This is a genomic window from Rhodococcus sp. 21391, from assembly GCF_016772255.1.
Classification (GTDB): Bacteria; Actinomycetota; Actinomycetes; order Mycobacteriales; family Mycobacteriaceae; genus Rhodococcus_F; species Rhodococcus_F opacus.
This window is the reverse complement of record NZ_CP063781.1, coordinates 3,854,056-3,872,522: the sequence shown is the minus strand read 5'-3', so window position 1 is coordinate 3,872,522 and position 18,467 is coordinate 3,854,056. Positions and strand designations below refer to the sequence as shown.

Below are 18,467 nucleotides of genomic sequence, written 5' to 3'. Positions count from 1 at the left end.
TGAACGACCTCACAGCGTTCTGTGAGCTTCGAGCCGCTAGCCTGTCCGGATGCCTGTGACGCAGCGTGACGCACTTTATCGAGGCGAACTCGGTCGGTGGGTCCCGTGGCTGGGACTGGCCACCAGCCTCGCCGCCGTGTTCATGCAACTCCTGGACGCGACCATCGTCAACGTCGCGCTCCCGAGCATCGCGGTCGATCTGGGTGCTTCGGTGTCGGCGCAGCTGCTGATGGTGAGCGTCTACACGCTGTCATTCGCATGTTCGCTGATCACAGCGGCACGACTGGGGGATCTCCTCGGCCGACGACGGGTCTTCCTCACCGCGCTGGCCGTCTTCATCGTTGCCTCACTGCTCTGCGGACTGGCCCAGTCGCCGACCGCTCTCGTGGTGTCGCGGGCGTTGCAGGGTCTCGCGGCGGGGTCGATGTCGGCTCAGACGTTCGCGATCATCTCGGGACTCTTTCCGAAACGCTCGCATCCGCGGGTGTTCGGCATCTACGGCGCGACCATCGGGCTCGCCACCATCTGCGGTCCGCTCGTCGGCGGACTTCTCATCCAGTGGGATCTCTTCGACTGGGGTTGGCGGCTGATCTTCTTCGTCAACCTCCCGATCGGGCTCGCGGCCCTGGTCCTCGGCTACTTCTATCTCGTCGACGCGAAGCCCGACGGCATCCGCCGACTCGACGTGGGCGGCGCTGTGCTGTCGGCGGCCGGGCTGTTCCTCCTGATCTTTCCGCTCGCGGAGGGCCGCGAACGCGGCTGGCCGACCTCGCTCGTGGTGATGCTGCTGTGTTCGGTGCCGGTCCTGATCGCGTTCGTCGTCTACGAGTGGCGGCTGGGGCGCCGCGGCGGCGACCCGGTGCTGCGCCTCGAGTTGTTCACCGACCGCGCGTTCTCGCTCGGCGCGGCCATCGCGTTCGTGTTCTTCGGGACGCTCACGTCGCTGATCTTCACCATCTCCCTCACCCTGCAGTTCGGGTTCGGGTTCTCCCCGCTCAGGGCCGGGGTGATGACGCTGCCGTGGGCATTGGGGACCGGTCTCGCCGCGCTGGCCTCCGCTGCCGTGTACCGGCGCATCGGCAACCTCGTCCTGCCTCTCGGGATGCTGCTCTTCGCCGGCTCCCTCGTCGTGCTGGCGGCGCAACTGCAGCACGAGGGCACCGATCCGCGGTGGTCGGCGCTGGCCGGGCCACTGTTCATCGGGGGAGCCGGACTCGGACTGTTCGTGGCGCCGCTCCAGACGGCGATCCTCGCGACCGTGCAACCGCAGAACGCGGGGTCGGTGTCGGGGCTGCTCCCGACCGTGCAGCAGGTGGGTAGTTCGATCGGGCTCGCGGTGATCGGTGTCGTGTTCTTCAACCTCGTCGCGACGCAATCGGCGGACGCGGTTCAGGCCGAGCGGCCTGCGCTGACCGCGCAGCTCGCCGAGGCCGGGGTGCCGTCGGCGCTGATCCCGCGTGCCGAGGAGACGTTCGTACGGTGCGCGACGGAGCAACTCGGGTCCACGTCCCCGATGAAGGTGCCCGACGAATGCCGTTCGCCGGCGTCCGGCGGTGCGGCGCTCGGCGCCGCTCAGCAGCAGATCGCCGACTCCGCGGTGGTGGCCGCACGGGAATCGACCCGTAATGCAGCGGGCGAGGCGTTTCTCCAGGCAGAACGCCGCATCCTCTGGATCATTGCGGCGGTGGCGGCGGCTATCGGTGTGGCGTCGCTGACGCTCCCGCGCCGGAACCAGCAGGTCGACGAACGGTCAGCCGACGCGGCCTGACGACGCCCACAACTCGGCGACGCCGACCCCGACCTCCGCGAGCAACCTCCGGACGAGCGGCAGGCCGATCCCGATCACGCTGGACGGATCGCCCTCGATGCGGTCCACGAACCAACCCCCGAGGCTGTCCAGGGTGAACGCGCCCGCGACCTGCAGCGGCTCCCCGGTCGCGAGGTAGGCCTCCAGATCGGCGTCCGGCGGGCTCCCGAAATGGACGACGGTGGCGCTGTGATCGTGTGCGTCACTCACCACCGCACCCTCCGCGATCCGCAGGACGCTGTGCCCGGTGAGCAGGGTCGCGCTACGGCCGGCCATCGCCGACCACCGCGCGCGGGCGACGTCGACGGTTCCGGGTTTGCCCTGCAGGGACCCGTCGATCAGCAGCATGGAGTCGCATCCGACGACGACGGCGTCCGAGATCCCGTCCCGTGCGAGAACGGGGAGGACGTCGTTGGCCTTGGCTCGGGCCAGTTCGGTGACGACGTGCTCGGGGGCGGCGTCGGCACCGAGTGCTGCGATGACGGCGTCCTCGTCGACTCCGGAGACTCGCACGACCGGCTCCACCCCGGCGCTGCGCAGGACAGCCAGCCGCGCCGGGGAAGCCGAGGCGAGAACGAAGGACGTCACCGGATCCTGATCAACGCCGGTACTCCGACACGTTCGGGAACGCGTACGGCGAGAACGGGGCGACGCTCCGGTGCATCCGCGTGGGAGCACCCCAGGACTCGGGTGGGAGGTGCGCATCCGGATCACCGCTGCCTGCGGCGGCGACCGCGGACAGCACCGCGACGAGCGCCGCGATCTCCTCGTCGGACGGTGAGCCCTTGACCACCTTCAGGAAAGGCTCACGGGCCGCATCGGCGGCTGCGCCGTCCGTGTCACCCGGCAGGTCGGTGGCCGCACCCTCGGCGAGCGTGGTGTCCGCTGCGGAACCGTTGACTGACGACGTCGCGTCGGAACCGGTCTCGGTGCGCACGTCGTCCTCGGTGATAGCGGTCATAGGGGGATGTTCCCATGCTTCTTGGGCGGGAGGGTGACCATTTTGCGTTCGAGCAGGCGCAGGGCGGCCACGATCTGTCCGCGGGTGTGGGACGGGGGGATGACGGCGTCGACGTAGCCGCGTTCGGCGGCGACGTACGGGTTGACGAGGGTGTCCTCGTATTCCTGTTGCAGTTTCAGGCGCAGCGCGTCGACGTCGTCGCCGTTCTTGGCGGCTTCGAGGAGGCGTTTGCGGTAGACGAAGCCGACGGCGCCGGAGGCGCCCATGACGGCGATCTGGGCGGTGGGCCAGGCCAGGTTGACGTCGGCGCCCATGTGCTTGGAGCCCATCACGTCGTAGGCGCCGCCGTAGGCCTTGCGGGTGATGACGGTGATCTTCCCGACGGTGGCCTCCCCGTAGGCGTAGAGGAGTTTCGCGCCGCGGCGGATGATGCCGTTGTATTCCTGGTCGGTGCCGGGCAGGAAGCCGGGGACGTCGACGAGGGTGATGATGGGGACGTTGAACGCGTCGCAGGTGCGCACGAAGCGGGCGGCTTTTTCGGAGGCGTCGATGTCGAGGCAGCCGGCGAACACGGTGGGCTGGTTCGCGACGATCCCGACGGAGCGGCCGTCGACGCGGCCGAAGCCGACGACGATGTTGCCGGCGCGTTCGGCCTGGACCTCGAGGAATTCGTCGTCGTCGAGGATGCGGCGGATGACTTCGTGCATGTCGTAGGGCTGGTTCGCCGAGTCCGGGATGAGGGTGTCGAGTTCGAGGTCCTCGGCGGTGAGGGAGTCGTCGATGGATCCGGTGATCGGGTCGGTGGGCAGCATCCGGGGGGCCGCGGCCTGGTTGTTGCTGGGCAGGTAGGACAGCAGGTCCTTGACGTAGTCGAGGGCGTCTTGTTCGCCGGAGGCGACGTAGTGGGCGACGCCGGATTTGACCATGTGGGTGTGCGCCCCGCCCAGGTCTTCCATGGTGACGTCTTCGCCGGTGACGGTTTTGATGACGTCGGGGCCGGTGACGAACATCTGGGAGGTCTGGTCGACCATGACGACGAAGTCGGTCAGGGCGGGGGAGTAGACGTGGCCGCCGGCGGCGGGGCCCATGATCAGGGAGATCTGCGGGATGACGCCGGAGGCCTGGACGTTGCGGTGGAAGATTTCGCCGTAGAGGCCGAGGGAGACGACGCCTTCCTGGATGCGGGCGCCGGCGCCTTCGTTGATGCCGATCAGGGGGCGCCCGGTTTTGAGGGCGAGGTCCATGACCTTGACGATTTTTTCGCCGTAGATTTCGCCGAGGGAGCCGCCGAAGACGGTGGCGTCCTGGGAGAACACGCAGACGTCGCGGCCGTCGACGGTGCCGTAGCCGGTGACGACGCCGTCGCCGACGGGGCGGTTGTCGGCGAGGCCGAAGTTCACCGAGCGGTGCCGGGCGAGGGCGTCGAGTTCGACGAAGCTGCCGTCGTCGAGCAGGGCGGTGATGCGTTCGCGGGCGGTGAGCTTGCCCTTGGCGTGGACCTTCTCGACCGCGGCTTCACCGCTCGGGTGCTGCGCCTCGGCCTGACGATTACGCAGGTCGGCGAGCTTTCCCGCCGTCGTGTGAATATCGGGCGTACTCGCCGACTCCGCCGCGCTCGGCTCCTGAACAGTGGTCATGACAGGTCAGCTTAACGAGAGCCGGCGAGCTTCTGCCAAGGGAGGTGGTCAGGCGGCGGGTTGCCCGGACCCGGCTACTGACCAGTACCTTTTCCTGCTCGTCCTAGGCTGTGGTGATGTGGACCGACCTGAACCGACCTCCTCTCAACGCCGACAATCTGCGGGCGGCGCTCGTCCGCGGTGACGACGACAGCGACACCCGCAGGTTCTGGGCGCGGCTCGACGTGGTGCAGGAGACCGGGTCCACCAACGCCGATCTTCTCGCGCGGGCCGCGGCGTCGACCTGCGACCGGCACGTGCTGCTCGCCGAATTCCAGGGCAGCGGCCGGGGCCGCCACTCCCGCGCCTGGGTGAGTCCGCCGCAGGCGCAGATCGCGGTCTCCGTGTTGCTGACGATGCCGGGGATGAGCGTCCAGGACATGGGGTGGCTGCCGCTGCTGACCGGTGTGGCCGTCGTCGACGCGCTCCGCGCCGCCGCCAAGGTTCCCGCGGAACTCAAGTGGCCCAACGATGTGCTCATCGACGGCCGCAAGGTCGCCGGCATCCTCGCCGAGGTGTCCGCCACGGCACCGGATCCGGCGGTGGTCGTCGGGATCGGTCTCAACGTGAGCCTCACGAGAGACGAGCTGCCCGTCGAGCATGCGACGTCGCTCGTCCTCGAGGGCGCCGAGGTCAGCGACCGCGACACCCTGGTGCGGGCGGTGCTGCGCGCCATCGCCGATCGCTGGCAGCAATGGCACGACTCCGACTGGGACGTCACGGAACTCGCCGAGGCCTACCGTGCCAGCTGCGGCACGCTCGGCCAGCGAGTGCGCGCCGAACTACCCGGCGGGCGTGAACTGATCGGCATCGCGACAGACGTCGACGCGGAGGGCCGAGTCGTGATCGCCCCCGACGGCCAGCCCGGCACGATCGCCGTCGCCGCAGGTGACATCACACATTTACGCCCGGTGCGCACCGAGTAGTGCCACACTGTGGTACATGAGTACCTCGATTCCGGAGTCCTCCGTCACCGCCGCCCGGCGCACGTTGACCGGTCTCACAGTGGTGCTCGGTCTGCTCACGCTGGGTCTCGGCATCGCGGTGCTCGTCTGGCCGCACGTGACGCTCACGGTGCTGGCCGTCCTGATCGCCATCCAGTTCTTCGGCTTCGGGATCGTCCAGATCATCCGGGCGTTCGCCGACGTCGAGGCCGGGGGAGCCGCACGGACCCTCGTGGGCGTATCCGGCGCCCTGGCAATACTTCTGGCGTTCCTCGTGCTGAGGAGCCCCCTCCAGACCGTCGTGATCATCGCGCTGGTCGTCGGTGCGTGGTGGGTGTTCCGGGGTGTCCTCGAAATCGTGGAAGGCGCCTCGGGTTCGGTCGCGGATCGCGGGCTGACCATCGTGCTCGGCGTGATCAGCGTCGTCGCCGGGGGCTTCGTGCTCCTGCAGCCCGAGCTGTCGCTCGAGGTGTTCGTGATCGTGGTCGGAGTGTGGATGGTGCTGTACGGCATCATCATCGTCATCACCCCGATAGTGCTCAGCCGCATGCGGTAGAGGCACACTCTTCGCATGGGATATCCGGAGGACGCCCTCGCCGAGGACGAGGAACTGCTGCTTCACCGTCATCCACACTGGAAGATGCTGCTGCTCCCCGCCGTCACCTTTCTGCTGGCAACGGCCGTGGCGGGTTTCGCGGCGGGTTTCGCCGAGAACAAACTGGACGGCTCCGCGCTGAACATCGTGCTCGTCGTCGTCCTCGCGGTGTGGCTGGGCCTCGTCGTATGGCGCTGTGTCGCGCCGTTTCTCAGCTGGAAGTTCACCCACTTCATCGTCACCGATCGTCGAGTCCTCATCCGCCAGGGTGTGATGACGCACACCGGGATCGACATTCCGATGGGGCGCATCAGCAACGTCCAGTTCCGGCACGGCCTCCTGGACCGGATGCTCCGCACCGGAACGCTGGTCATCGTGTCGTCCTCCGACGATCCACTGGAATTCGACGACATCCCCGACGTCCAGCGCGTCCACTCGCTGCTCTATCACCAGGTATTCGACGCGATGGATCTCCACCGCGAACGGGAGCGAGACGACCCGCGCGGCGACGCCGACACCGGCAAAGGCTGGTAACCGGTCACAGCCGTCTGCGCACCTCCGTACGCTGTGGAGGTGACTGCTGTATTGCTTGCCGAAGATGACGAAGCCATCGCCGCCCCGCTGTCGCGGGCACTGGGCCGGGAGGGATACGACGTCACCATCGAGCAGACCGGCCCGGCAGCGCTGGAGCAGGCGCTCGACGGAGCGTACGACCTGTTGATCCTGGACCTCGGGCTCCCCGGGATGGACGGACTCGAGGTCTGCAGGCAAGTGCGCGCCCACAGTTCGGAACTGGCGGTGCTCATGCTCACTGCGCGCACCGACGAGGTCGACTTCGTCGTCGGGCTCGACGCGGGCGCCGACGACTACGTGGGCAAGCCGTTCCGGTTGGCGGAACTGATGGCGCGGGTGCGCGCCCTGCTGCGCCGTCGCGGCGGCGGCGAGGATTCCGTCGTCGAGGTCGGTGGCATCCGGCTCGAACCGGCGGCCCGGCGGGTGCTCGTGAACGGAACCGAGATCGCCCTCGCCAACAAGGAGTACGAGCTTCTCCGGGTGCTGCTCGAACACGCGGGGCAGGTGGTGTCCCGCGACACCATCCTCGCGGAGGTGTGGGGCGACGTGGAACTGCGCGGCTCGAAGACACTCGACATGCACATGTCGTGGCTTCGCCGGAAGATCGGTGACGAGGGCCCCGCCGCCGAGCGTCGCATCGCGACGGTTCGCGGCGTCGGTTTCCGCATCAACACCGACTAGGCGGGGTAGTGCGCCGCAGAATTCTCCAGTCGATCCTCGCAGTCGTGATCCTGACAGCGCTGCTGCTCGGTGTGCCGCTCATCTACACGGCGTGGTTGTGGGTCGAAGATTTCAATCGGAGTGATCTTCAGGTCCGGCTCGATCGGATGGCGACGGAGATCATTACCCAGGAGGGCATCAACGGCGTCGTCGAGGGCGATCTCGACACGAACTCGCTGCGTCTGCTGACGCCCGCCGGGGGCCGCCTGGTGGTGGTCTATCCGACCACCGACGACGGCGCCGCGCGGGTGGACATCGGCGAATCGTCCGTGCCGTCGCCTCTCGTGGAATCTCTCGCCATGGGCACGTCCGGTTCGCTCCGCCTCGAGGTGCCGTCCGACGAGATGCGCACCCAGCAACGACAGGCGGTCGGTGCCGTCGCGCTGCTGGTGCTCGTGTCCATCGCCGCAGGCACCGTGGTCGCCTACGTCACGGCGAAGCGGCTCGCCGATCCGCTGCGGGACGTCGCCAACCGGGCGGCCCGGCTCGCGGAGGGTGACTTCCGGCCCGACGTGCGACGTCACGGCATCCCCGAACTCGACCGTGTCTCCGACGTCCTGGACTCCGCGACCGTCGAGATCGCGGGCCGGCTGCAGCGCGAACACGCGCTCGTCGCGGACGTCTCCCATCAGCTCCGCAGCCGCCTCACAGCTGTCCGTCTCCGGCTCGACGAGCTGTCCGTGCACTCGGATCCCGCGGTCGTGGTCGAGGCCGACGAGGCGATGGCGCAGGTGGACCGTCTGACCGTCGCGATCGACGAACTGGTCCGCTCGTCACGCAGCAACGGCACCGAGACCCACGTGTCGGTGATCCGGGAGCTCAGCGTGGTCATCGCGGACTGGAAACGGCCGTTCGAAGACGCGGACCGCGAGCTGGTACTGCGGGGAGACACGAACGTGATGGCGTCGACCACCGGTTCCCGGCTCCGCGAGGCCGTCGCGGTGCTCGTCGACAACGCGCTCATGCACGGGGCGGGGACGTGCACCGTCGCGGTGCGCCTGATCCAGGGTCAGAATCTCAGGACGCCCGGCGAGGAGACGTCGCCCCGCGAGACGATGGTGTGCGTCGAGGTGTCGGACGAGGGGGTCGGGGTCAGCAACGACCTCGCGCCACACATCTTCGACCGCGGGTTCTCGGGGGCCGGTTCGACCGGTGTGGGCCTGGCGCTGGCCCGTGCACTCATCGAGGCGGACGGCGGCCGGCTGGAACTGCAGCGTCGCCGCCCGGCCCTGTTCGCGATCTTCGTTCCCCTCGCGCGCGAACACGTGCCGACGCGGGTCACCGGGATCCGGGAACCGCGCTGACGATCAGGAGTGGCCGAACTCTTCCTCGACGGCCTCGTCGACGAGATCCGGATCGATGATGTGCACGTTCTCGTCGGGGAAGGCGAACCGGCGGAGTGCCCAGAAGCGGAACACCATCTGCAGCAGGTTTCCGATGATGTAGTTGAGCACGAAGTCGACGACCACCAGCGTGGTCAGGTTCTCCTGGCTGGCACGGATGTCGAACACGTTGTTGGCGATCCAGAGGGGCGCGGCGGCGAGGAGCACGCCGATCCCGCTGATCGTGAAGAACAGCAGGGCCTCGTGGTGTCGTTCACGCCCACCACGGTTCTTGAACGACCATTCGCGGTTGAGAATGTAGCTCAGGACGGTCGCGAGAATTCCGGACAGAACTTTTGCGACTACGGGCTTCTCTTCGAGGATCGTCAGGCTCAGTGAATAGAAGATCGCGAGGTCGAAGATCATGGTGGTGCCGCCCACAATCGCGAACTTGATCAGTTCGTGATGCCGCAACGCGAGAGCCCGAAAAGGCTGGGGAACGCGTGCTAGGACGCCGTCGACAAATGACACAACGGATGAGTTTACGAAAGTCCGACCGAATACCACCAATTGGCGGCGAGATCATCAGGAGAATCACAGAAACTGCGGTCCGGCACCTCGGCGGCGGAACCTCGCGCCGGACGTGACAAACTAGTGACCCGTGACCGGCAACTCTGACTCCACACCGCGTCCCACGACACCCCGCGATCTGACCGCCGGGCAACCCGTCGTGACGATGATCGGTGGCGGCCAACTCGCGCGGATGACCCACCAGGCCGCGATTGCGCTCGGCCAGACCCTGCGGGTGCTCTCCGGCACCGCCGACGAACCCGCGGCGCAGGTGAGCCCCGACGTCGTCCTCGGCAGCCACACCGACCTCGACGCGCTCCGCAGGGCCGCGGTCGGGTCGCACGCGCTGACCTTCGACCACGAGCACGTGCCGACCGAGCATCTCGACATGCTGGTCGCCGAGGGTGTCAACGTGCAACCGCCGCCGACCGCGCTCATCTACGCGCAGGACAAGCTGGCGATGCGCCGAAAGCTCGCGGAACTCGGCGCACCCGTTCCGGCGTACGCCGAGGTGACCTGGGCCGAGGACGTCGTCAAGTTCGGCGTCGAACACGGATGGCCGGTCGTGATCAAGGCCGTCCGCGGCGGATACGACGGTCGCGGCGTGTGGATCACCGACGATTCCGACGAAGCCGAGCGCATCGTCACCCAGCAACTCGACAAGGGTGTCTCCCTCATCGTCGAGGAGAAGGTCGAGATGCGGCGGGAGCTCTCCGCGATGGTGGCGCGGTCGCCGTTCGGCCAGGGCGCCACGTGGCCCGTCGTGGAGACGGTGCAACGCCACGGGCAGTGCGCCGTCGTCCTCGCCCCCGCCCCCGCACTGCCCGACTCGGTCGCCGAGGCTGCCGAGGAACTGGCGCTCCGCATCGCTTCCGAACTCGGTGTGGTCGGCGCGATGGCCGTCGAACTGTTCGAAACCACCGACGGCGCGCTCGTCGTCAACGAACTCGCGATGCGCCCGCACAACTCCGGCCACTGGACCATGGACGGTGCCCGCACCTCCCAGTTCGAGCAGCACCTGCGCGCCGTCCTCGACTACCCGCTCGGCGACACCGCACCGCTCGCGCCGATCACGGTGATGGCGAACGTGCTCGGTGCGCCGACCGCCCCCGAGATGAGCATGGACGAACGCGTCCACCACCTCTTCGCCCGGATGCCCGACGCGAAGATTCACCTGTACGGCAAGGGTGAACGCGAGGACCGGAAGATCGGCCACGTGAACATCGTCGGCGGACCCGGCTCGATCGACGACCCCGAATACGTGGCGCGGGTGCGCGAGCGCGCCGAGCGCGCCGCGCACTGGCTCTCGCACGCTGAATGGACCGACGGATGGGATGTACACGGTGAGTGACACGGCAGCACGGCAGGGCGCACAGGTCGGGCTCATCATGGGCAGCGACTCCGACTGGCCCACCATGGAGGCCGCCGCGGAGGCGCTCGCCGAGTTCGGTGTGCGCTTCGAGGTCGGTGTCGTCTCCGCGCACCGCACACCGCAGCGCATGCTCGACTACGCGAAGGACGCGGCCGGCCGTGGCATCCAGGTGATCATCGCCGGCGCCGGGGGCGCCGCCCACCTACCGGGCATGGTCGCGTCGGCCACCCCACTGCCCGTCATCGGTGTGCCCGTCCCGCTGAAATACCTCGACGGCATGGACTCGCTGCTCTCGATCGTGCAGATGCCCGCAGGCGTCCCCGTCGCGACCGTGTCCATCGGCGGCGCCCGCAACGCCGGTCTGCTCGCCGTCCGCATCCTCGGCGCCTCCGACCCCGCCCTGCAGCAGCAGATGGTCGCGTTCCAGGACGGGCTCGAGAAGATGGTCCTGGACAAGGACAAGGCACTGCGCGACAAGCTGCTGGGCTGAGTATCCTGCGCCCGTGAAACGCAGCCGCGGTGTGCCGATGATCCGCGCGTCGCGGGGGAACCCCCAGTCCGCGGCGATCACACGGCTCGCGTTGATGTATGCCCGGCTGTGGGGCGCCCGCATCACGTTCGACGCCGAGTACGGCATCTTCGTGTGCAGCCGGATGCGGGGTGGGTACGCGCGCAGCGGGACGACGATCGGCGGCGCATTTCTCACCGGCCGGGATCCGGCGAGAGCGCTCGTGCGACACGAAGCGGTCCACGCCGACCAGTGGGCTGCGTACGGGTGGACCTTCGCGCTGCGGTACCTGTTCGAGGAGTTGCGGCACCGCGGTTCCCGGAACAGGTTCGAGATCGCCGCGGGCCTCGCGGACGGCGGCTACCGGGAGAGCTGACGGGTGATCTTCTCGGTGTCCATGCGCCTCGACCGGGCTGCGTCGTCGGCGTTGGTGACCTGCACGAGTGACGCTCCGGCCGCGAAGACGGCCACCAGACCGTCGATCAGGGCGTCGGGGGAGTCCCACGCCTCTTCGGACAGCACCCGGTCGGTACCGGTGATCCCCTGCGATTCGGCGGAGACGAGCGCTGCGGCGAGAACGTCGTCGACGCTCTTGCCCGCCAGTGCGGGTCCGGCGACCGTCGGCCGGAACTGGTCGCCGTGGACGCGCACGGACGTGGCGTAGTCGGTGATGCCGACGGGGAGGTCGGGGACGGGCCTGCCGAACGCGTCCAGCGACAGCGCCGCTACCTCGGGGACGTCCTCGACGTCGCCCAGGTGCTGGGCCGAGACGAGTGCGATTTCGGCGTCCGCATCGGCTTCGAGGACGACTTCGGCGCCTGCCCACCATGTGCCGAGCAGAACCGCGGCGGTCTGCCAGTGCGCGGGAAGGAGCACCGCGACGCGGGCGCCGGGCTCGACGCCGAATTCGTCACGCAGCAGGTTGGCGGTCTTGGCCGCCCAGTTGGCGAGCGTGAGGGCCGAGAGTTCGACCCGTTCGCCGGTGGCGTCGTCGTAGAACGTGACGCGGGGTCCGGCCGGGTCGTTCTTCAGGATGGGGTCGAGCAGGGCGTCGGTCAGCGTGCGGGACGCATGGTTCATGGACACGATCCGTCTCTCGTTTTCTAGTTCACACAACGCGGGCCCGACGAGCCGGCATCGATGGGCGGGCCGGGCGGTGCCGGGGTGGGGGGCGTCCCGGCCGTGGACGCGGGCTCGAGGCCTGTCTCCGACGACTCGGATGACGTGGTGGTGCTGGTTGTCTCGGCGGACGTCGGGCCCTGGTAGTCACTCGACAGCACCACCCGCACCGAGCCTTCGGGCAGTGTCGCGTCGGTGTCGGTGGGGAGTCCGCCGAGTGCTGCGGCGACCGCCTTGGCGCTGTCGTCGTCCGCGGAGTGCGCGAAGACGGTGGTCTCGCTCACCGACGCGCCCGTGTAGTTGCCGACCTCACCCTGGCCGTAGCCGAGCGACGTCAGGGCGTCGGCGACGCCGTTCGCGAGGCCCCCGACGTCGCTGGCATTCGCGACGTCGACGGTGACGGTCGAGGCGTCGATCTTCGGGGTCTCGGACGTGGTGGTGTCTTCCGAGTCGGTGGGTTCCTCGCCGACGAGACCGGCCACGTACTTCTTCACGTCCTTCGGCTTGACCTCGACGATGGACTCGCCGTAGTCGGTCATGCCGTTGAGATCCGCGACCGGAATCGTCTCGAACTGCACCTTGCCGCCGGCGAGGTCCTGCAGTTGGGTGGCGAATTCGATGATGTCCCAGTCGTCGTCGAGCACGACCGAGCGTTGCACGGCGCCGCTGAGTTCGTTCAGTTTGCCCGGGTCGCTGAGAGTCTTCGCGGACAGCACCTTGCCGACGAGCGATGCCATGAACACCTGCTGACGCACGATGCGGTCGAGGTCGCCGCGCGGGAGGTCGTGGCGCTGACGCACGAAGCTCAGTGCGTCCGCACCCTTCAACGTCTGCTCACCGGCGGGGAAGTGCGCGCCGGACATGTCCTCGTCCACCGGTTCGTTGAGGCAGACGTCGACGCCGCCGACGGCGTTGGTGAGGAGGACGAACCCGAGCAGCCCGACCTCGGCGTAGTGGTCGACGGTGATCCCGGTGAGATCGGCCACCGATCGGATGAGCGCCTCACGGCCGGCCTTCGTCGACTCCTCCTCGGCTTCCTCGTCGGTGGCTCCGTCCTCGACGAGTTGGAGCCGCTCGGTCTCCTTGGTGGCGCCGTACGCGGCGTTGATCTTCGACATGCCGATGCCCGGCACGTCGACGTAGGAGTCGCGGGGGATGGAGATGGCGGTGGCGGAGCTTCCGTCGTTAGGAACGCGGATGAGGACGATGGTGTCGGTGTTGGACGCCACTTCTTCGCCGGCCCGCAGCGAGTCGAGTTCGTCCTGGGACAGGGGGTTGCCGTGGGCGTCGGTACGGCTGTCGGTTCCGACCATGAGGATGTCGACGGCGCCGTCGGCGCTTCCGCCGAGTCCCAGACCGCCCGCGGTTGCCAGATTGTTGCGCAGCGAGTCGATGCTCCGCCAGGCGAATCCAGTCACGACGAGGGCGAGCACCGACAGCACCGCCACAGCGATGTGAATCGGCCGCCGAGCCGTGCTCGGGGGTGCGTCTGGTGCGGGTTGCTCGTGTGACACGGAAACCAGGCTACTGGTCGACGCGCCGGGAGCAGGGAGGCGTCGATCGGCGTGCCAGACTGACCCCCGTGACGAACATCCTTGTGACCGGCGCCCGGGGACAGCTGGGCAGGCACCTTCTCCGGCGAGCCGAGGCGACCGGAATCCCGGCCCGGGGTGTGGGGTCGGACGAGCTCGACATCACCGACGCCGCCGCGGTGAATGCGCACGTCGAGGGTGGATCAGTGGTGATCAACTGTGCCGCGTACACGGCGGTCGACGCTGCGGAGTCGGATGAGGACACCGCCTTGGCGGTGAACGAGCTGGGGCCTGCCAACCTGGCGGCGGCGTGCGCCCGGGTGGGTGCCCGGCTGATCCACGTCTCCACCGACTACGTCTTTGCCGGGCAGGGTGACACGCCGTACGAGGTGGACGCCCCGACCGGTCCGGCGACTGCCTACGGACGCACCAAGCTCGCCGGCGAACGCGCCGTCCACGCGGCGCTTCCGTCCGCCCATGTCGTGCGCACCGCATGGGTCTACACCGGGGTCGGCTCCGACTTCGTCTCCACCATGCTCCGGCTCGAGCGCGCACGTGACACGGTCGACGTCGTGGACGATCAGGTGGGCTCGCCCACATTCGCCGGCGACCTGGCCGGCGCGCTGCTCGAACTCGCCGGTCGCAGCGACGTCGACGCGCCGGTGCTGCACGCCACCAATTCGGGCCGGGCGAGTTGGTTCGACCTCGCGCGCGCCGTGTTCGAGGAAGCAGGCGCGGACCCGCAGCGAGTGCGGCCGTGCACGAGTGCCCAGTTCGTGCGGCCCGCCCCTCGACCGGCGTTCTCGGTGCTGTCCGGTCGCGCCTGGGCCGACGCAGGGCTGACCCCATTGCGGCCGTGGCGAGACGCGTTGCATGCCGCCCTGCATGCAGCTGTGTGAGGCGGACCCTCTCTCAACGGCTACGCTTGCCCGCGTGAGTTCGAAGCTGGCCGTGGTGACGGTGACCTTTTCGCCAGGTGAGCATCTGGAGCAATTCCTGGGCACTCTCGCCGAGGCGACGAAAGAAGATCCGCAGGTCGTGATGGCCGACAACGGATCGACGGACGGCGCCCCCGAGGCCGCGGACGCGGCGCACGACCACGTGCGCCTGCTGCGCACCGGCGGGAACATCGGCTACGGCGGTGCCATCAACAGGGCTGTGGCGGAGATCGACGAAGAGATCGAATTCGTCGTCATCGCCAATCCGGATGTTCGCTGGGCGCCCGGATCGATCGACGTACTCCTCGCGGCCGCCGAGCGCTGGCCGCGAGCGGGGGCGCTCGGACCTCTCGTTCTGGAACCCGACGGGAGCATCTACCCGTCGGCGCGCCAGGTGCCCGACCTCGTGTCGGGGGCAGGGCACGCGATTCTGGGCACCGTGTGGCCGTCCAACCCGTGGACTGCCGGCTACCGCCAGGAGAACGAGACGGTCAGCGAGCGGTCGGTCGGATGGTTGTCCGGTTCGTGCCTGCTGATGCGGCGAGCGGCCTTCGACTCGATCAACGGCTTCGATTCCCGCTACTTCATGTACATGGAGGACGTCGACCTCGGCGACCGTCTGGGCAAGGCCGGGTGGCTCAACGTGTACGTGCCCTCCGCCGAGGTCACCCACGCGAAGGGGCACGCCGCGGGCAAGCATCCGGAACTGATGCTGCCCGCTCACCATCAGAGCGCGTACCGGTTCCAGGCCGATCGTCATCCCCACTGGTGGCAGGCGCCGCTGCGGTGGGCACTTCGGGGAGGATTGGCAGTGCGGTCGAAGATCGCCGTGGCTGCCGCAGTCCGGGAACGACGCACGAACCAGAATGAGGGGGGAACGACTCATGGCAATTGAGAAGACGACCGATGCAGTGGTGCTGGTCGGCGGTAAGGGAACGAGGCTTCGCCCGCTGACGTTGTCGGCGCCCAAGCCCATGCTGCCCACGGCGGGTCTGCCGTTCCTCCAGCATCTGCTCGCGCGGATCGGGGCGGCCGGGATCAAGCACGTGGTCCTCGGCACATCCTTCAAGGCGGAGGTCTTCGAGGAGTACTTCGGCGACGGCTCGAAGCTGGGACTCGAGATCGACTACGTCACCGAGACCGAGCCGCTCGGTACCGGTGGCGGCATCCGCAACGTTCTGCCGAAGCTGCGTGGTGACCACGCCATGGTCTTCAACGGCGACGTCCTCGGCGGCACCGACCTGGGCGCGATCCTCGACACCCACCGGAACCGGGACGCCGACGTCACCCTGCACCTCGTGCGGGTGGGGGATCCGCGGGCGTTCGGCTGCGTGCCGACCGACGCGGACGGCCGGGTGACCGCGTTCCTCGAGAAGACGCAGGACCCGCCGACCGACCAGATCAACGCCGGCTGCTACGTCTTCAAGCGCGAGATCATCGAACGGATCCCCGAGGGACGCGCGGTGTCGGTGGAGCGCGAGGTGTTCCCGTCGCTGCTGGCCGAGGACGCCCGCGTCTACGGACACGTCGACTCCTCGTACTGGCGCGATATGGGCACCCCCGAGGACTTCGTGCGCGGTTCCGCGGACCTGGTGCGCGGCATCGCACCGTCGCCTGCGCTCGACGGGCCCCGCGGCGAATCGCTCGTCCACCCGGGTGCGGGTGTCGCCCCGGGTGCGCTGCTGATCGGCGGAACCGTCGTCGGTCGCGGCGCCGAGGTGGGTGCGGGCGCACGACTCGACGGCGCGGTGCTGTTCGACGGCGCCGTGGTCGAGGCCGGAGCGACCGTCGAACGGTCCATCATCGGTTTCGGCGCACGCATCGGGCCGCGGGCTCTGGTGCGTGACGCGGTGATCGGTGACGGGGCCGACATCGGCGCCCGATGCGAACTCCTGCGCGGCGCCCGGGTGTGGCCGGGAGTGACGTTGCCCGACGGCGGGGTCCGGTTCAGCACGGACGTGTGAGAGATCAACGTACCCCAGCCCTGAAGGGCCGGGTTTGCCAGTCGCGTCCCCGACTGGCTGTCAGGTGCGCGCCGACTGTAGGCCGGTTGATTAGGCGGCCCAATAGCCGTGCGTCGTGGTCATGTACTTCACGTACCCCAGGTAGGCGATGTTCAACGCGGCATTGTGATCTGCCTGATCGACATGTCCACACACCCGGCACACAAACCGATCCTGTGTGATCCGGTTCGCCTTGTCGACGTGCCCGCACGGGTAGCACGTCCGCGAGGTGTTCCGCGGGTTAATGACCTCCACAGGGACACCCACCGACGCGGCTTTGTAGGTGACGAAGTCCCGCAACTGTGCATACGCCCACGAGTGCAGTTGTTGCCGCTGTGCCTTGGCCAGCCGTACCCGCTTGCGGATCCCAGAAAGGTCTTCCAGGACGATTCCGCGACCGGTGCGTTGCGCCTGAGCAACAATGGTCTTCGAAATCTGATGGTTGATATCGGTGGCGTACCGATGCTCCTTCTCGCGACGCCGTCGCAGCTTCCGCTTCGCCGACTTCGACCCGACCTTCTGCAAGGTCCGCCGTGTCCGCGTGTACTTGCCGCGGCGTGCGGTGACCGCCCCACCGGACCAGTCCGCCGACGCAGCGGTGTCATCGGAGGTGACCGCGAGGTTCACGATCCCCAGGTCCACGCCGAGGAACTCCTCGACCACTACCGGTTCGGGTGCCGGGACGTCGACAGTCGCGTGGAGGAACCACATGTTGTCGCGGAACACGAGATCTGTCTCACCACAACGGTGTTCCAGGAGTGCACGCTGCCACGGCGCGCACACGTACCGCACCGCTTTGAGTCGGGTGTCTCGGCACGGCATCCGCGACAGCAATTCCCCGACCACACCAGGGCAAACCTCTGCAGTCACTCTTCGCCACCATCATATTTCGCTGCCTCCGCCGGAGAGACCCCGCTATCAAACGTCGCCCCATACATCACCAACCAGAAACAGCCCTGATCCCGGGGGAGTCGTGCAGTCCCGGCTTTACCACGCAACTCTGATCGGCACCTCCGGCCATGAAGAGCCCGGCTTCCGCCGTAGCGCTGGTGAAGTGACGCACGGTTCTCACACGCTAAGTGGCGCTGGACGATTCGTTTACGGAGGGATCGGCGATCCGGACACGAGTCGTCCCAACGGATTACGCGGATGATCGGATCGGGTTGCCGAGCAACTTGCGGCCCGTTCGGGGGATCTCGGCTACGCCGACCCGGCGAACTGGGGAACATCCTCCGGCGACCGTATCTCGGCGAAACGCCCGACGTCGGAACAGCGCCCCTAGCGCAGTCCGGCCAGGTGCACGAGCTGGTCGATCGTGGACTTCTCCGCGTTCGGCGGCAGTGCGTCCACCGGCCACCAGCGGAGATCCGTGGATTCGGAGCTGCGCACGATGTGGGCGTCGGGACGCGCGCGGACGAGGAACCGGAGATCCAGGTGCCGGGTGGGTTGTCCGAGTGAGCACGTGATCGGGTGGGTGTGCGCCGACAGCAGGTCGGGATCGATCCGGAGGTCGGGAATTCCCGATTCCTCGCACGCCTCCCGCAGCGCGGCGTCGACGACGGTCTCGTCGGAAGGCTCGCAGTGCCCGCCCAATTGGATCCACCGGCCGACCCGGGGATGCAGGGTCAGAAGCACGTGACATCCTCCCTCGTCCAGGACGAGGGACGACGCCGTGATGTGTCCGGGTGCGTGCTCCCGCAGGCACCCGAGCGGCGCCGACGCGAGGAACGCGAGCATGGTGTGGCGCAACGATTCGTCGTTCTCGTCGAGCGTTTTCCAGCCCTCGAGCGCGGCGGTCGCGGTGCGGTGTAGTGATTCGGCGCTCAT

19 protein-coding genes and 1 pseudogene are annotated in these 18,467 nt (G+C 68.2%); 12 read left to right on the top strand and 8 right to left on the bottom strand.

What is annotated here, in order from left to right:
• Positions 1 to 49 precede the first annotated feature (49 nt).
• The gene (locus GO592_RS18140) at positions 50 to 1,768 is read left to right on the top strand and encodes an MFS transporter (protein WP_144286146.1); all 1,719 of its coding nucleotides are present in this window, start codon (positions 50 to 52) and stop codon (positions 1,766 to 1,768) included.
• Here the strand turns inward: GO592_RS18140 and GO592_RS18135 are convergent.
• From GO592_RS18135 to GO592_RS18125, 3 genes are read right to left on the bottom strand one after another with little or no spacing between them, the layout of a single operon-like run.
• Positions 1,751 to 2,395, bottom strand: a complete 645-nt coding sequence (locus tag GO592_RS18135; RefSeq protein WP_005265287.1) for a Maf family protein — start codon at positions 2,393 to 2,395, stop codon at positions 1,751 to 1,753. The two genes, GO592_RS18140 and GO592_RS18135, sit on opposite strands and share 18 nt — an antisense overlap.
• 10 nt (positions 2,396 to 2,405) lie before the next feature.
• Positions 2,406 to 2,768, bottom strand: a complete 363-nt coding sequence (locus GO592_RS18130) for an acyl-CoA carboxylase subunit epsilon (RefSeq protein WP_054248581.1) — start codon at positions 2,766 to 2,768, stop codon at positions 2,406 to 2,408.
• Complete coding sequence (locus tag GO592_RS18125; RefSeq protein WP_172650460.1) at positions 2,765 to 4,405, bottom strand: acyl-CoA carboxylase subunit beta; 1,641 nt, start codon at positions 4,403 to 4,405, stop codon at positions 2,765 to 2,767. The genes GO592_RS18130 and GO592_RS18125 overlap by 4 nt, the downstream gene beginning before the upstream one ends.
• A gap of 116 nt (positions 4,406 to 4,521) precedes the next feature.
• On the opposite strand from GO592_RS18125, the gene GO592_RS18120 reads away from it, so the two are divergent.
• From GO592_RS18120 to GO592_RS18100, 5 genes are read left to right on the top strand one after another with little or no spacing between them, the layout of a single operon-like run.
• Positions 4,522 to 5,370 carry a biotin--[acetyl-CoA-carboxylase] ligase gene (locus GO592_RS18120; RefSeq protein ID WP_202714905.1) on the top strand — a complete coding sequence of 283 codons (849 nt, stop codon included), beginning with the start codon at positions 4,522 to 4,524 and terminating at the stop codon, positions 5,368 to 5,370.
• Between the two features lie 16 nt (positions 5,371 to 5,386).
• Positions 5,387 to 5,944 carry an HdeD family acid-resistance protein gene (locus GO592_RS18115; RefSeq protein ID WP_005264683.1) on the top strand — a complete coding sequence of 186 codons (558 nt, stop codon included), beginning with the start codon at positions 5,387 to 5,389 and terminating at the stop codon, positions 5,942 to 5,944.
• Positions 5,945 to 5,959: 15 nt separating this feature from the next.
• The gene (locus GO592_RS18110; RefSeq protein WP_005264682.1) at positions 5,960 to 6,517 is read left to right on the top strand and encodes a PH domain-containing protein; all 558 of its coding nucleotides are present in this window, start codon (positions 5,960 to 5,962) and stop codon (positions 6,515 to 6,517) included.
• Between the two features lie 39 nt (positions 6,518 to 6,556).
• Positions 6,557 to 7,237, top strand: a complete 681-nt coding sequence (locus GO592_RS18105) for a response regulator transcription factor (RefSeq protein ID WP_025432276.1) — start codon at positions 6,557 to 6,559, stop codon at positions 7,235 to 7,237.
• 8 nt (positions 7,238 to 7,245) lie between these two features.
• Entirely contained in the window at positions 7,246 to 8,580 is a 1,335-nt protein-coding gene (locus GO592_RS18100) for a sensor histidine kinase (RefSeq protein ID WP_005264680.1), read from the top strand.
• Positions 8,581 to 8,583: 3 nt separating this feature from the next.
• Here the strand turns inward: GO592_RS18100 and GO592_RS18095 are convergent, their stop codons facing one another.
• Positions 8,584 to 9,129 carry a GtrA family protein gene (locus tag GO592_RS18095; protein ID WP_037179117.1) on the bottom strand — a complete coding sequence of 182 codons (546 nt, stop codon included), beginning with the start codon at positions 9,127 to 9,129 and terminating at the stop codon, positions 8,584 to 8,586.
• Between the two features lie 130 nt (positions 9,130 to 9,259).
• Between GO592_RS18095 and GO592_RS18090 the strand changes: the two genes are divergently transcribed.
• The 3 genes from GO592_RS18090 to GO592_RS18080 are packed head-to-tail and all read left to right on the top strand — an operon-like array spanning position 9,260 to position 11,424.
• A complete protein-coding gene (locus tag GO592_RS18090; RefSeq protein ID WP_202714904.1) occupies positions 9,260 to 10,519 on the top strand; it encodes a 5-(carboxyamino)imidazole ribonucleotide synthase in 1,260 nt (419 codons plus the stop codon).
• Complete coding sequence (purE, locus tag GO592_RS18085) at positions 10,503 to 11,030, top strand: 5-(carboxyamino)imidazole ribonucleotide mutase (RefSeq protein ID WP_005563291.1); 528 nt, start codon at positions 10,503 to 10,505, stop codon at positions 11,028 to 11,030. Before GO592_RS18090 ends, purE begins: the two co-directional genes overlap by 17 nt.
• 37 nt (positions 11,031 to 11,067) lie before the next feature.
• Positions 11,068 to 11,424, top strand: a complete 357-nt coding sequence (locus GO592_RS18080; protein ID WP_172652246.1) for a hypothetical protein — start codon at positions 11,068 to 11,070, stop codon at positions 11,422 to 11,424.
• Here the strand turns inward: GO592_RS18080 and GO592_RS18075 are convergent.
• Both GO592_RS18075 and GO592_RS18070 read right to left on the bottom strand, forming a co-directional pair.
• Entirely contained in the window at positions 11,409 to 12,128 is a 720-nt protein-coding gene (locus GO592_RS18075; protein ID WP_202714903.1) for a TIGR03089 family protein, read from the bottom strand. The two genes, GO592_RS18080 and GO592_RS18075, sit on opposite strands and share 16 nt — an antisense overlap.
• 23 nt (positions 12,129 to 12,151) lie before the next feature.
• Positions 12,152 to 13,681, bottom strand: a complete 1,530-nt coding sequence (locus tag GO592_RS18070) for an LCP family protein (RefSeq protein ID WP_443218430.1) — start codon at positions 13,679 to 13,681, stop codon at positions 12,152 to 12,154.
• A 68-nt stretch (positions 13,682 to 13,749) separates the two neighbouring features.
• Here GO592_RS18070 and rfbD point away from each other — a divergent pair, with 68 nt between their 5' ends.
• The 3 genes from rfbD to GO592_RS18055 are packed head-to-tail and all read left to right on the top strand — an operon-like array spanning position 13,750 to position 16,601.
• Positions 13,750 to 14,598: a dTDP-4-dehydrorhamnose reductase gene (gene rfbD, locus GO592_RS18065; protein WP_202714902.1), complete on the top strand. Its 849-nt coding sequence runs from the start codon at positions 13,750 to 13,752 to the stop codon at positions 14,596 to 14,598.
• A gap of 34 nt (positions 14,599 to 14,632) precedes the next feature.
• On the top strand, positions 14,633 to 15,532 hold the full coding sequence (locus GO592_RS18060) for a glycosyltransferase family 2 protein (protein ID WP_172650465.1): 900 nt from the start codon (positions 14,633 to 14,635) through the stop codon (positions 15,530 to 15,532).
• A complete protein-coding gene (locus GO592_RS18055; protein ID WP_172650466.1) occupies positions 15,522 to 16,601 on the top strand; it encodes a sugar phosphate nucleotidyltransferase in 1,080 nt (359 codons plus the stop codon). The genes GO592_RS18060 and GO592_RS18055 overlap by 11 nt, the downstream gene beginning before the upstream one ends.
• Before the next feature lie 90 nt (positions 16,602 to 16,691).
• Here GO592_RS18055 and GO592_RS18050 read toward each other — a convergent pair.
• Both GO592_RS18050 and GO592_RS18045 read right to left on the bottom strand, forming a co-directional pair.
• Positions 16,692 to 17,444: pseudogene (locus GO592_RS18050) on the bottom strand (RNA-guided endonuclease InsQ/TnpB family protein); the annotation flags it as partial.
• Positions 17,445 to 17,918: 474 nt separating this feature from the next.
• Positions 17,919 to 18,467, bottom strand: coding sequence for an NUDIX hydrolase (locus GO592_RS18045; protein WP_005240029.1), 549 nt, complete (start codon positions 18,465 to 18,467; stop codon positions 17,919 to 17,921).